This is a genomic window from Rhodococcus sp. M8 (genome assembly GCF_015654185.1).
Classification (GTDB): Bacteria; Actinomycetota; Actinomycetes; order Mycobacteriales; family Mycobacteriaceae; genus Rhodococcus; species Rhodococcus aetherivorans.
On the sequence record NZ_CP064065.1, the window covers coordinates 2,393,336 to 2,405,783 of the forward strand.

Sequence of the window (12,448 nt, forward strand, 5' to 3'; positions counted from 1 at the left end):
GTTCTGAAATGGTGGGGCCGCTTCAGGGGCGAGTGCCGCCGCCGCGGTGGTCGACGCGCGCGGACCAGACGGAGGCCTTCGCCTCGCGAGCCGACTTCTCGAAGTCGAAGACCTCGACCCCGACCGTGATGTAGAGGACGTTGCGGTCAGGACCGCCGAGCAGGCACGCCGACCCGACGCCCTGCTCGAGAGGGACGGGGACGGCGTCGGTGAGGCTGCCGTCCTCGGCGAACCGTGCGACGTATCCGCTGCCGGGCATCGCGGCCCATACGCCACCGTCGGTGTCCAGACCGATACCGTCGGGGAGGAACGGGCATTCGGCGAACACCCGCAGGTTCGACACGGTACCGTCCGCGGCGCGGTCCAGGACGACGATGCGGTTGGCGAACGCTTCCGCGGTGAAGAGGCGGGTGCCGTCCTCCGAGATGGCAATTCCGTTGGCGCCCAAGAGCGGATCGATCTCGTCGACCTGACGAGGGGTTCCGTCCGGTTCGACGACGAGCAGCGGGGACGGTGCCGGTTCGGCGTTGTCGAACAGGTCGAAGCCCAGTTGTGTGACGTACGCACGGCCGTCCGCGTCGACCACCATGTCGTTGATCGGTCCGGGTGCGAATGCGGAGACGTCCGCATACTCCAAGAGGGCGTCCGGCGCCGAGCCGTCGTGGACGAGGACGAGCTTTTCGTGCATCGACGTCACGACCATCCGGCCGTCGGGCAGCCAGCCGAAACCACCGAGGACGATCGGTACGTCGGTCCTCGATCGACGGCCGGTGGCGTCGACGGCCACCTCGACCGTGCCGGCATCGTCGATCGTCTTGATGGTCGAGGTGTACATGTCCGAGAACCAGAAGCGTCCGTCGTGCCAGCGGGGGCATTCCGGCCATGAGAACCCCCGGGCGATCTCACGCGCCTCGAAGCTGGTGGCGCTGGCAACCGCGTCTGCGACCGCGTTCGTCATGCTGATGTCCTTCCGAAGAACCGGCGACCGGAGTGACCGGAATGTCACAGGTGGAGTGGATGGGCTGTGCCGAAGTCCGCCGCGAACCGCTCCTGGAGTTCGGTACTGCTGGAACACAGCATCGTCACCGAGCACATCACGGCACAGCCCGATCGCCCACTGAGTGGAACGATGGAGATTGCCGGCAGCGACAAGGCGAATCATGGTGCCGAGACGCGACCGACTTCGCAGGCCCCGTTCCGCTCCTGTCGTGGCGCGTCCAACGATCACGGGCGACGGGCGACATCGCCGCGTCCGGAACATCACACAGAGAGGGGCGGGAGCATGAGTGTCCACGTAGTGACCGGATCGGCCTCCGGCATGGGTGGTGCCGTCGCGCAGAAGCTGATTGCCGCCGGCCACACGGTCGTGGGTGTCGACATCAGGGCGGCCGACGTCGTCGCCGACCTGTCCACGCCCGACGGGCGTCGGTCGGCCGGGACGGAGGTACTCGCACTGACCGAGGGCCGACTCGACGGCGCCGTCATGGCGGCGGGCGTGGGTCCCTCGCCGGGCGCGGACCGTCCCCGGCTCCTCGCCGGGGTGAACTACCTCGGGGTGGTCGAGTTGCTGGGGGCATGGCGTCCCGCCGTTGCGGCCGCCGAGAATGCCAAGGTCGTTGCCTTCTCGAGCGATTCCACCACGACGACGCCGATGGTTCCCCGACGAACCGTCGACGCAATGCTGTCGGGAGACAGGGACAAGGCTGTCCGTTCGGTGCGCATGTTCGGCAAGTTCGCGCCTTCCATCGCGTACGCCGCATCGAAGATCGCCGTCAGTCGCTGGGTCCGGCAGAATGCCGTGACCGCGGCCTGGGCAGGAGCAGGCATCCGCCTCAATGCGCTCGCTCCGGGAGCCGTCCTCACTCCCCTGCTCGAACGCCGGCTCGGCACTCCCGACGAAGCGAAGGCGATCCGGCCCTTCCCCGTTCCCGTCGGCGGTTTCGGGGAAGCCGGACAGCTCGCCGACTGGGCGGTGTTCATGCTGTCCGAATCCGCCGATTTCTTATGCGGCAGTGTAGTTTTCGTCGACGGCGGATCGGACGCGTACTTCCGCGCCTCCGATCGGCCGCGGCCGGTGCCGCTGCCACGGCTCGCGAACTACCTCATGCGGATGCGTGCATTCACAACCGGGCGGAACTGACGTCCCCGATCCCACGGGCCGACGGCGCCGGCACGCGGCCGACGCCGTCGGCCTCTGCGCGCCGCCGGCGCATCTGCGGCCCTCGCGCCGAGCACCGCCGACCGACCCCTTCGGTGACCTGCTTCACAACCGAACATCGATGTGCAATCATTCCTAATCGAAATACGCACGTCCCGGCGCTTCAGTCGGCGCCACGGCTGTAGGAGAAGCGATGACGATGCAGGCCGCATCCGACCACACCACCCCCAGCGCAGTCCTCGACCGCGTCAGCCTCGTCCTCGACGCCTTCGACGGCGCCGGGCGGCTGACCCTCGCCCAGATCGTGCGCCGGACCGGGCTGCCGCGCTCTTCCGCCCACCGCATGCTCGAGCGTTTGGTCACGATGCGCTGGCTCCACCGGGAAGGCCGCGACTACACGCTGGGACTGCGGCTGATGGAACTCGGCTCGCTCGCCGTCCATCAGGACCGCCTGCACGCCACCGCGCTGCCCCACTTGCAGGAACTGCACCGCGCCACCGGTCTCGTCGTCCACCTGGCCGTCCTCGACGACAACGACCTCGTATACCTGGAGAAACTGGGGGGCCGGCTCGCGGGCGCCGTCCCGACACGGATCGGCGGGCGCCGCCCCGCCCACAGCACCGCCCTCGGCAAGGCGCTCTTGTCGTACACCGGCGTTCCCGGACCCGAATACGACCGCGTCCGCGAGCACGGAATCGCTTACGAGCGCGGGGAGTCCGTGCCGGGCTTCGGGTGCATCGCAGTACCTGTCGGCCCGATCGGTTCGGCGGCCGCTGCGGTATCCGTCTGCGGTCCCCTCGCACACATGCGATTCGACCATCGGCTCACCGCCCCGGTCCGCATGGCTGCGACCGCCGTTTGGCGCACACTCGACCGGCACGTCACCCCGACCCTCCAGTGCCGCAGCCACCTCCGCACGACAGGGCCGGTGCGACAGCCGCAGTTCGCCTGACAGACGACGTCAGCCGGCGGCGTCCGGCCCCTCCGCCTCGTCGTCGAGAGGTGGTTCCGCCACAGCTTTCCAGCTACCCGGGTCCCGGGGTCGCGGCAGGCCTGATCGGTCGACCTCGCTGCTGGCGAATTGTGCTGCAGCACGGTCGATGTCGTCGAGAAGCTGCCGCGAAAGGTCGATCTCGGCCTGGAAGTACCGCTCGGCCCAGCGCAGGCTCATCTGGGAGAACGCCCATCCGGGCTCCCGGTCGGAATGATCCGCGTGCTCACCGGCACGGCGCAACTTGTCCTCGAGGTTCACGATGTGGTCGCGCACGATCGCCTTGAGCTGTTCCGGATCGTTGAGGTGGCCCATGTACATCCGCAGCATCACGCCGTGCTTGAGCACCGGGATCTCGACGGGAGACTCCCGGGACCAGGTTCGGACCGCCTCGATCCCGGCCGCGGTGATCGCATACACGCGGCGCCCCCGCGCACCCGGCTCACTGATCAGGCGCGACTGGACGAACCCCAGCTTCTCGAGCTTCTTCAGCTCCGCGTACACCTGGCTGACCGACGGACTCCAGTAGAAGAACCCGATGCTCCAGTCGGCCCACTTCTTCAGATCGTTGCCGGTCAGCTCCTCCCCGAACGACAGCATGCCCAGCACCGCCCAGCTGGTTGCGGGCAGCGCCGGATACGGCTCGTCGGTCGATTCGGACACCGCGAAAGCGTAACAACGCAGAGGAGGGAATCGCCGATCGAATCTCCCGCTGCGCGGGACGACCGGCCGACCCCCGGTCACAGCGCCGATAGCGTCGGAGAACCCCCACCGACGTCCCCAGGATCGACAGGAGCACACCGTGACCGTTTCCGATGCGACCACACAGACGGAGCGCATCCGTGCCACCGTGAACGCCTACCTCACCGGCGTGGCGTCCGGTACCGCCGCTGACATCGCCGCACTGTACGCGCAGGACGCCACCGTCGAGGACCCGGTGGGCAGCGAACCCCGGGTCGGCCGCGCCGCGATCACCGAGTTCTACGGCGCGGTCGAGGCCATGAAGAACACGACCGAGTTGTTCACCCTCCGGATCAGCGGTTCGAACGCCGCCTTCCACTTCCGTGTCACCAGCGAAGTCGGTGATCAGATCTACGAGGTCGAACCCATCGACGTGATGACCTTCGGCGACGACGGTCGGATCACCAGCATGCGCGCCTTCTGGGCGCCGGGCGATATGCGCCGGCTCTGACACCTAGGACACCGTCATGCAGCCCGTGACCTGCCGAACCTGCGGCAACCGCGTCCTCGCCGAGAAGTACAGCGAGACCCACACCAGCATCCAGTGGCTCACCGAGTCCGACCGGTCGTGCCCCCGATTCCGGGCCGAAGCCGAGCGAGGCCACGCAACCGTCGCGATCCCGACGTGCATCGATCTGCGCGACACCATCGACGAGCTCGCCGAACGCGGCGAGCTGCTGCTCAGCCCCCGCAGCTACCCCACCCCCGGCCGACTGGACTAGGAGTCACCATGCGTGAAAGCAGAGTTCCCGACGTGCTCGCCCCCGCGAAACTGGGCCCGATCACGCTCCGCAACCGCATCATCAAGGCCGCCACCTTCGAGGGCGCCACCCCGGGGGCGCTGGTCTCCGACGAACTGATCGAGTACCACCGCCGTCCCTCCGCAGGCGGCGTCGGAATGACCACCGTCGCATACTGCGCCGTCGCGCCCGAGGGACGCACCGAGGCGAACCAGATCTGGATGCGTCCCGAGGCCGTCCCGGGTCTGCGCCGCCTCACCGACGCGATCCACGCCGAAGGAGCCGCCGCATCCGCCCAGATCGGCCACGCCGGTCCGGTCGCCAACGAGGCCAGCACCGGACTACCCGCGCTGGGGCCGTCACGGCAGTTCAATCCGCTCGGCATGCGCACGGTGCGCTCGGCGACGCTCGCCGACATCGACCGCATCCGCCGGGCGCACGGCGACGCCGCTCGGTACGCCGTCGAATCCGGATTCGATGCCGTCGAGATCCACTTCGGCCACAACTACTTCGCGAGTTCGTTCCTCAGCCCGAAGATCAACAAGCGCGACGACGAGTACGGCGGCTCCCTCGCCAACCGTGCGCGCCTGGTCCGCGAGACCGCTCGAACTGTCCGCGAGGCCGTCGGCGAGAGGATCGCCATCCTGGCGAAACTGAACATGGACGACGGTGTGCCCGGCGGCTTCTGGCTCGACGAGGCCGTGCAGGTGGCACAGTGGCTCGAGCAGGATGGGTCCCTCGACGCGATCGAGCTGACTATGGGGAGCTCGCTTCTGAACTCGATGTACCTGTTCAAGGGCGAAGCACCCGTGCGTGAATTCGCCGCGGTGATGCGCGAACCCGTCCGCACCGGAATGAAACTCGTCGGCAAGCATTTCCTCAAGTCGTATCCCTACCGGGACCTGTTCATGCTCGAGGAGGCACGGCAGATCCGCGCGGCGGTGCAGCTGCCGCTCGTGCTGCTCGGCGGTGTCACCGACCGTGCCGGGATGGACACGGCGATGGCCGAGGGATTCGACTTCGTCGCGATGGCGCGGGCGCTGCTACGCGAACCCGACCTGATCAATCGCATCGCCACCGAGCCCGGCCACCGGTCCCTGTGCATCCACTGCAACAAGTGCATGCCCACGATCTTCACTGGAACCCGTTGCGTGCTCGTGGAACCCGCTGCCGCTCGCTGATGGCAAAAGGGCCGGACGACATGTCGTCCGGCCCTTCCGTCGGCGCGGGCCCGCTACGCGGTCCTTCCGAAATACGCCTGCTGCACCGCCTCGACACCGAGTTCGGCGGCCGGCGCTTCGAGCACCACCCTCCCGATGTCGAGGACGACCACGTGGTCGGCAACGCCAAGTGAGGCCTCCACCGCCTGCTCCACGAGCACCACGGCCAGCCCGGTCTCCTTCAGTGCCTGCACACGCTCCATCACCTCGCCGACGACGACCGGGGCGAGACCCCCGGACGGCTCGTCGAGCAGCAGCAGCTGCGGCTTCGCCATCAGCGCCGACCCGATCGCGAGCATCTGCTGCTGTCCGCCCGACATCGACCCCGCGCGCGACGCCCGCTTGTCGCCGAGGACGGGGAACATCTCGTAGATCCGCTCGACCTCGGTATCCAGTTCGCGTCGCCGCACGCCGCGGGTGTACCCACCGAGGATCAGGTTCTGCTCGATCGTCAGCTTGTGGAAAACCCGTTTGCCCTCCTGCACGTACGCGATACCGGCTCGGACCCGCCGATGCGCGGGTACCGGCGCGATGTCCGCACCGTCGAACAGGACCGCACCACCGCGGATCTTGTTGAGGCCGGCGACGGCCCGCAGCGTCGTGGTCTTGCCTGCCCCGTTGCGGCCGAGTAGCGCCGTCACCTGCCCGGCGTGCGCATCGAACGACACGTCCCACACGACGCGCACGTCACCGTATCCGGTCTGCAGACCGCGCACGCTCAGCACCGGCGTCATCGCGCCTCCTCCCGGTCCGAGCCGACGACGTCCGCACCCAGGTATTCGCGCAGCACCCGCGGATGCCGTTCGATCTCCGCGGGTGTGCCCTCGGCGATCACCTCGCCCTGGGCCAGCACGACGATCTCGTCGGCAAGCTCGAGGACCAGGCGGAAGTTGTGTTCGACGAGCACGACGGTCGCGCCTGCGTCGCGCAGGGCCCGGATCACCTCGGCCAGCCGCACCAGCTCGTTCTCGTCCAGTCCGGACGCCACCTCGTCGAACAGCAGCACCCGTGGGCGAGCCACGACTGCCCGCGCCACCTCGAGCATGCGGCGCATGCCCAACGGCAGGTCGGTCGCGATCTCGTTGCGCAGATGCGCCATTCCGACGATGTCGAGGATCCGCCGGGCCTCACGGCGGTCCGCCTGGGTGGCCCGGCGATGGGCGGGCAACCGCAGCACCGCCGAGAACATCGAAGCCCGGTCGACGGTATACCGGCCGGACGCCACCGCTTCGAGCACGGTGACGTGCTCGGGGACGGCCGGCGTCTGGAACGTCCGCGCGATCCCCGTACTCGCTACCCGGTGCGGGGGCAGGTTCGTCGTCTCCGCGTCGCCGACCAGGATGCGGCCGGCGTCGGCCCGGTAGAAGCCGCAGATCATGTTGAGCAGCGTGGTCTTTCCGGATCCGTTGGGGCCGATGAGCGCGGTGACCTTGCCCGGCCGGGCGTCGAGGCGGACGCCTCGGAGCGCCCGGTTGCCGCCGAACGACTTCTCGATTCCCTCCACATCCAGCACCGCGCCGTCGAGATCGTCGAAGGACGGTACGGTCGGCTCCCCGGGCTCGACCGGCCGATGCAGGCCCGCCCGGGTGTCGAGCCCGGCGACGACGAGCCGTCCCACCCGCGCCAGGCCGCCGGAGAGCAGCACACCGCCGACGATCAGGAACCCGCCGTAGAACAGCAGCGCGTATTCCTGGAAGGCGGTGGACTGGTTGGGCCCGAACTGCATGACCGCCGCACCGACGGCCGCGCCGTACACGCTGGCCACGCCGCCGAGGATCGCCGCCGCGAGAACCGCGGTGGCGAACGTGAAACCGAAGGCCTCCGGCGAGATGAACAGGTCGGTGTTCGCGAACAGCGCGCCGGCCAGACCGGCAGGGAACGCACCGATTGCATACGCGAGCAGCTTCATCCGGAACACCGACACGCCCTGAGACGCCGCAAGCACCGGACTCTGCTTCAGCGTGCGGAAGGCGATGCCGTGCCGCGAGGCCACGAGATTGCGCATCACAGCGAACCAGCCGACCGTCACCACCGCAATCACGACATAGAATCCGTCCCCGTCGAGGTCCGCACCGAACAGCGTCGGCGGCTCCATCCCGGACAGTCCGTTGCGGCCACCGGTGGGGCCGCCGAAGATCGCCATGATGTCGGGCACCAACAGCACCAGGAAGAACGACGTCATCGCCAGTGACCAGCTTCCGAGCCGCAGTCCGGGAATGCCGGTGAGGACACCGACTCCGAGCGCGACGGCGCCGGCAGCGAGCAGCTGCACGACCAGGTCGGTGTGCCCGGCCTGCGACAGCAGACCCGCGGTGTACGCGCCGGCCGCGTACATGGCTGCCTGTCCGAGGGCGAGTTCGCCGCCGTAGCCCAGGCTGAGGTTCAGGCCCGACACCACGAGAGCCAGCACACAGGCGAGCTGGATCTGCCGGGTGGTGGCCATGCCGAGGTCCATCAACGGGACCGACACCAGGACGACGGCCACCAGCAGGGGCAGTGCCCAACTCGGCAGAGCCCTGATCCTGCGCCACACCACCACGGTTACACCACCCTTTCCTTCACCGACCCGAACAACCCGGCCGGCCTGACCATCAGGATCACGATCAGGACCGCGAACACCGCGACGTTGCTGTACTGGGCGCCTGCGTACAGCGCGGTGAAGGACTCGACGAGACCGACCGTCAGGCCACCGACGAGGGCGCCGGGCAGCGACCCGAAGCCCCCGATCGCCAGCGCGACGAAACCCTTCAGGGCCAGCGCCGCACCGAGCGTCGCCACGGCAAACGTCTTCGGGCCGACCAGCAGCGCGGTCACCCCGGCGACGGCGCCGGAGAACGCGAAGGCGGCGAACGCCAGACGTCGCGCATCGACACCGCGCAACACGGCCGCCTCCCGGTCCTCGGAGATCGCGAGCAGCGCGAGGCCCGTCGACGTGGAACGGCTCAACCGGCTCAGAACAACCACCAGCACCACCGCGGCGACGAGCAACGCGAGCTCCACCGGATACGTGCGGCCGCCGAGGAGCGTGAACGGCTCCCCCGCACCGGCGAACGGCACCGTGAGCGGCTCGGTGCCCCAGATCAGCTGGGTGGCACCGTTGAGCAGGGTGGCCACACCGAGAGTCGTCACCAGCTGGTTCTGATGATCCGCGACCGGCCGGATCGCGACCAATTCCTCGAGTCCGGCCAGAATCGTCACCACGACACCGGCCAGCAACGCCACCACCAGCACCGGCAGCTTCAGCGTCACCAAGCCCGTGTAGGCGACGAAGGTGCCCACCGTCATCAACTGCGCGTGTGCGAAGTTGAAGGTGTTCGCCGAGACGAAGACGATGTTGTAGCCGATCGCGACGAGCACGTACACCGCGCCGAGCGCGAGGCCAGACCAGACGATCGTCACGGCGCTGCGGGGGCGCTGTACTGGCCGTTGACCATGGGTGACGGCGGGACAAAGCGGACCGCACCGTCGCCCGGATCGGGGCTGTGGGACTGCTCGGTGAAGTTGTACCGCGGCAGGAACGCGGTCGCGCCGTTCGCCGACACCTCCTCCGTCTCGAGCGCCGCGGCGAGCTCGGCCGCGTCGGTGGACCCGGCCTTCTCGGCGGCGGCCGCCACGAGGGAGAACGCGTCGTAGGGGCCGGCGACGATGAGAATCGATTCGATGGTGCCGAGCGACGCCATCGTGTCGACCATCGTCTTCACGTTCTCGTTCTCCGACGTGGCGAGGGTGCTGTCGAACACCTGCACCACCAGGTTCTCCACCGCCGGGGTGCCGAGCACCCCGTCCGGGGGCGGGGTCGCGACGAGCGCGGTGCCGGCCACCGAGGTGTTGCCGACGAGCGGGACGTCCCAGTCGAGGCGTTGCAGGCTCTGCAACAGATAGCCGAGCGGGGCTCCGTACGCGTCGACGGCCAGTGCCCTCGCCCCCGCGTTCTTCAAGGCCTGCAGTTGCGCGGTCATGTCCAGGGCCGCGATGTCGTATTCCTGGCTGCCTGCCAGCCGCAGCCCGGACGCGGTCACCGCATCGGCCATCCCCTTGCCGAACGCCTCACCGTAGGCGCTGCTGCCGTGGATGATCCCGATGTCGTCGTAGCCCTCGTCGACCATGTGCGCGGCGACGCTGTCGGCGTAGCCCTGAGCAGACAGGGCCAGGTCGAAGTTCAGCGGAAATGTCGCCGGATTCGACGACTCCTCGGTGGGCGCGATGTTGAACGAGAGCACCTCGTTCTGCTTCAGGATGGGCAGAACCGCCGAGCTGACCGACGACGGTCCCGAGGTGACGTAGAAATCGGGAGGCGTGTCGGAGGCCAGGGCCTCACGCAGCTTCGTCACCGCGACCGTCGGGTCGCCGCCGTCGTCGACGACGGTGAGCTCGATGTCACGTCCGGCGATTCCCCCGGCGCCGTTCTGCACCTGGGCACCGGCCTGCGCGGCGAGCACGGAGGTCTTCGCATTCGCCGCGAGAGCGCCCGGACCGCTCAGCGCCCCCGTCATCAGCACCCGGTACGGCGCGTCGGGGTTGTCCTCCGCGGCATCGGAGCCGGACCCGCACCCGGCCAGGACGGAGACCGAAACTGCTACCGCCGCAACGGCTACCGATGCTCTTCTCGCCATCCCACACTCCTCGTCGACAGGTCTCTGCGCGGAACCTAGGCCGACGACGCCGGCCGGGACGAGAGCGCGTTCCACTGGGTGGGAACTCCGGTCGCGGGCATGCGCAGGCACCGGTGCACGTGCCGCAGGCGAGTGCAGGTATGCCCGCTAGGTATGCCCGCTCGGCGGGACGCCGGTCGCCTCCTGCCCGCCGGATGACGGACACTGGAGAGATACCGAACGGCGAGAGGAACCTTATGAGCGCGGAACACACGGTGCTCGATCCCCGGACGATGCGCGACGTGCTGGGCAACTTCTGCACCGGCGTCACCGTCGTGACCGGCCACGACGGCCGCGAACCGCTGGGTTTCGCGTGCCAGTCGTTCGCGTCGGTGTCCCTGGATCCGCCGCTCGTGTCGTTCTGCCCCGCCCGCACGTCGCGGACCTGGCCGAAGATCCGTGAGATCGGCACCCTCGCGATCAACGTCCTGGCCCACCACCAGCGCGACACGTGCATGGCGTTCGCCGTCAGCGGCGGCGACAAGTTCACCGGCGTGGACTGGACGCGCGGCGACAACGGCGCGCCCGCCATCGCGGGCGCGCTGGCCCGCATCGAGGCCACCGTCGAGGCCGAGCACGACGCCGGCGACCACACCATCGTCGTCGCGCGTGTGACGGGGCTGACCGCGCTGCACGACGACGGACCGCTGTTGTTCTACCGCGGCGGCTTCGGCAGGTATGCGGGCGAGACGCTCCTCGATCCCCGCACCGCCACCGACGTGAACCCGGTGCGGTGAGCGGCGAGGCGCACGTCACGGAATAGTGGACCGGCCGGTGTGGTTGGACCGATCGTGTGCCCGGATCCCGAACCCGGGCCCCGGACACGCGAAGGATCCAGGTGACCACACCACTATCGATTCTCGACCTGGCTCACATCGGCCGCGGCGAAACCGCGCGCGACAGCTTCGCCGCGAGCGTGGACATGGCGCAGCGCGCCGAGCGGTGGGGCTACCGCCGCATCTGGTACGCCGAACACCACAACATGCCGACCATCGCCTCGTCGGCCACCAGCGTGCTGATCGCGCACGTCGCCGCCCACACGTCCACGATCCGGCTCGGCGCCGGGGGCATCATGCTGCCCAACCACTCGCCGCTGACCATCGCCGAGCAGTTCGGCACCCTCGAGACGCTGCATCCCGGCCGCATCGACCTCGGTCTCGGCCGCGCCCCCGGCAGCGACCAGAACACCCTGCGGGCGCTGCGCCGCGACCCGTCGTCGGCCGACAGCTTCCCGCAGGACGTGCTCGAGCTGCACGGCTACCTGCGCGGCACGTCGCGCATTCCGGGCGTCGACGCCGTCCCCGGCAAGGGCACCGACGTGCCGCTGTACATCCTCGGCTCGTCGCTGTTCGGGGCGAAACTCGCCGCGCTGCTCGGCCTTCCGTACGCGTTCGCGTCCCACTTCGCGCCGCAGGCGCTCGAGGACGCCGTCGCGCTGTACCGTCGCGAGTTCCAGCCGTCCGAGCAGCTCGCCGAGCCGTACGTCATCGCGGGCGTCGGCGTGATCGCCGCGGACACCACCGACGAGGCGAATGCACTGTTCGAGGCCACCAAGCGACAGCGCATCCGGCAGATGCTCGGCCGCGGCCGCACCTTCACCGACGACGAGGTCGAGATGCTGCTCGACGCCCCCGCCGGGCAGCAGGTGCTGCAGATGCTGCGGTACACCGCCGTCGGCACCCCGGCCGAGGTGCGTGCCTACCTCGACCGCTTCACCGAGCGCGCGCAGGCCGACGAGCTGATCGTGGTGTCGTCGGCGCCCGGGCGCAAGGCGTGGCTGCGTTCGCTCGAACTGCTCGCCGACGTCAGCGGGCTCGTCCCGGCCTGAACGGCCCGGGACCGCCCGTGACCGCCCGTGACCGCCCGTGACCGCCCTGAACGGCCGAATGTCACATCGTGTCGATCTGATCGACGCGATGTGACATTCGGCCACAACGGTATTGGGT

13 protein-coding genes are annotated in these 12,448 nt (G+C 69.1%); 7 read left to right on the forward strand and 6 right to left on the reverse strand.

What is annotated here, in order from left to right:
- Positions 1-22: 22 nt before the first annotated feature.
- Positions 23-958 carry an SMP-30/gluconolactonase/LRE family protein gene (locus ISO16_RS10695; RefSeq protein WP_072635937.1) on the reverse strand — a complete coding sequence of 312 codons (936 nt, stop codon included), beginning with the start codon at positions 956-958 and terminating at the stop codon, positions 23-25.
- A gap of 324 nt (positions 959-1,282) precedes the next feature.
- On the opposite strand from ISO16_RS10695, the gene ISO16_RS10700 reads away from it, so the two are divergent.
- Both ISO16_RS10700 and ISO16_RS10705 read left to right on the forward strand, forming a co-directional pair.
- Entirely contained in the window at positions 1,283-2,140 is an 858-nt protein-coding gene (locus ISO16_RS10700; RefSeq protein WP_072635938.1) for an SDR family oxidoreductase, read from the forward strand.
- Positions 2,141-2,351: 211 nt separating this feature from the next.
- Positions 2,352-3,110, forward strand: coding sequence for an IclR family transcriptional regulator (locus ISO16_RS10705; protein ID WP_029545547.1), 759 nt, complete (start codon positions 2,352-2,354; stop codon positions 3,108-3,110).
- Between the two features lie 9 nt (positions 3,111-3,119).
- Here ISO16_RS10705 and ISO16_RS10710 read toward each other — a convergent pair whose 3' ends face one another.
- Positions 3,120-3,749, reverse strand: coding sequence for a PadR family transcriptional regulator (locus ISO16_RS10710; protein WP_170914036.1), 630 nt, complete (start codon positions 3,747-3,749; stop codon positions 3,120-3,122).
- A gap of 202 nt (positions 3,750-3,951) precedes the next feature.
- Between ISO16_RS10710 and ISO16_RS10715 the strand changes: the two genes are divergently transcribed.
- The 3 genes from ISO16_RS10715 to ISO16_RS10725 are packed head-to-tail and all read left to right on the forward strand — an operon-like array spanning position 3,952 to position 5,811.
- Positions 3,952-4,341: a nuclear transport factor 2 family protein gene (locus ISO16_RS10715; RefSeq protein ID WP_029545551.1), complete on the forward strand. Its 390-nt coding sequence runs from the start codon at positions 3,952-3,954 to the stop codon at positions 4,339-4,341.
- A gap of 16 nt (positions 4,342-4,357) precedes the next feature.
- Positions 4,358-4,612, forward strand: a complete 255-nt coding sequence (locus tag ISO16_RS10720; RefSeq protein ID WP_029545553.1) for a hypothetical protein — start codon at positions 4,358-4,360, stop codon at positions 4,610-4,612.
- 8 nt (positions 4,613-4,620) lie between these two features.
- Positions 4,621-5,811 carry an NADH:flavin oxidoreductase gene (locus tag ISO16_RS10725; protein WP_072635939.1) on the forward strand — a complete coding sequence of 397 codons (1,191 nt, stop codon included), beginning with the start codon at positions 4,621-4,623 and terminating at the stop codon, positions 5,809-5,811.
- Between the two features lie 53 nt (positions 5,812-5,864).
- Here the strand turns inward: ISO16_RS10725 and ISO16_RS10730 are convergent, their stop codons facing one another.
- From ISO16_RS10730 to ISO16_RS10745, 4 genes are read right to left on the reverse strand one after another with little or no spacing between them, the layout of a single operon-like run.
- Positions 5,865-6,584 carry an ABC transporter ATP-binding protein gene (locus ISO16_RS10730; RefSeq protein WP_072635940.1) on the reverse strand — a complete coding sequence of 240 codons (720 nt, stop codon included), beginning with the start codon at positions 6,582-6,584 and terminating at the stop codon, positions 5,865-5,867.
- On the reverse strand, positions 6,581-8,389 hold the full coding sequence (locus ISO16_RS10735; protein WP_072635941.1) for a branched-chain amino acid ABC transporter ATP-binding protein/permease: 1,809 nt from the start codon (positions 8,387-8,389) through the stop codon (positions 6,581-6,583). Before ISO16_RS10735 ends, ISO16_RS10730 begins: the two co-directional genes overlap by 4 nt.
- 2 nt (positions 8,390-8,391) lie before the next feature.
- The gene (locus ISO16_RS10740) at positions 8,392-9,249 is read right to left on the reverse strand and encodes a branched-chain amino acid ABC transporter permease (protein ID WP_072635942.1); all 858 of its coding nucleotides are present in this window, start codon (positions 9,247-9,249) and stop codon (positions 8,392-8,394) included.
- Positions 9,246-10,463 carry an ABC transporter substrate-binding protein gene (locus tag ISO16_RS10745; RefSeq protein ID WP_072635943.1) on the reverse strand — a complete coding sequence of 406 codons (1,218 nt, stop codon included), beginning with the start codon at positions 10,461-10,463 and terminating at the stop codon, positions 9,246-9,248. Before ISO16_RS10745 ends, ISO16_RS10740 begins: the two co-directional genes overlap by 4 nt.
- 236 nt (positions 10,464-10,699) lie before the next feature.
- Between ISO16_RS10745 and ISO16_RS10750 the strand changes: the two genes are divergently transcribed.
- Both ISO16_RS10750 and ISO16_RS10755 read left to right on the forward strand, forming a co-directional pair.
- On the forward strand, positions 10,700-11,239 hold the full coding sequence (locus ISO16_RS10750) for a flavin reductase family protein (protein ID WP_006945120.1): 540 nt from the start codon (positions 10,700-10,702) through the stop codon (positions 11,237-11,239).
- Positions 11,240-11,340: 101 nt separating this feature from the next.
- Entirely contained in the window at positions 11,341-12,330 is a 990-nt protein-coding gene (locus tag ISO16_RS10755; protein ID WP_072635944.1) for an LLM class flavin-dependent oxidoreductase, read from the forward strand.
- The last annotated feature ends 118 nt before the right edge of the window (positions 12,331-12,448 follow it).

Coding starts and splice junctions, on each gene's coding strand:
- ISO16_RS10695 (WP_072635937.1), bottom strand. CDS start 958: ATGACGAACGCGGTCGCAGACGCGGTTGCCAGCGCCACCAGCTTCGAG.
- ISO16_RS10700 (WP_072635938.1), top strand. CDS start 1,283: ATGAGTGTCCACGTAGTGACCGGATCGGCCTCCGGCATGGGTGGTGCC.
- ISO16_RS10705 (WP_029545547.1), top strand. CDS start 2,352: ATGACGATGCAGGCCGCATCCGACCACACCACCCCCAGCGCAGTCCTC.
- ISO16_RS10710 (WP_170914036.1), bottom strand. CDS start 3,749: ATGCTGTCGTTCGGGGAGGAGCTGACCGGCAACGATCTGAAGAAGTGG.
- ISO16_RS10720 (WP_029545553.1), top strand. CDS start 4,358: ATGCAGCCCGTGACCTGCCGAACCTGCGGCAACCGCGTCCTCGCCGAG.
- ISO16_RS10725 (WP_072635939.1), top strand. CDS start 4,621: ATGCGTGAAAGCAGAGTTCCCGACGTGCTCGCCCCCGCGAAACTGGGC.
- ISO16_RS10730 (WP_072635940.1), bottom strand. CDS start 6,584: ATGACGCCGGTGCTGAGCGTGCGCGGTCTGCAGACCGGATACGGTGAC.
- ISO16_RS10745 (WP_072635943.1), bottom strand. CDS start 10,463: ATGGCGAGAAGAGCATCGGTAGCCGTTGCGGCGGTAGCAGTTTCGGTC.
- ISO16_RS10750 (WP_006945120.1), top strand. CDS start 10,700: ATGAGCGCGGAACACACGGTGCTCGATCCCCGGACGATGCGCGACGTG.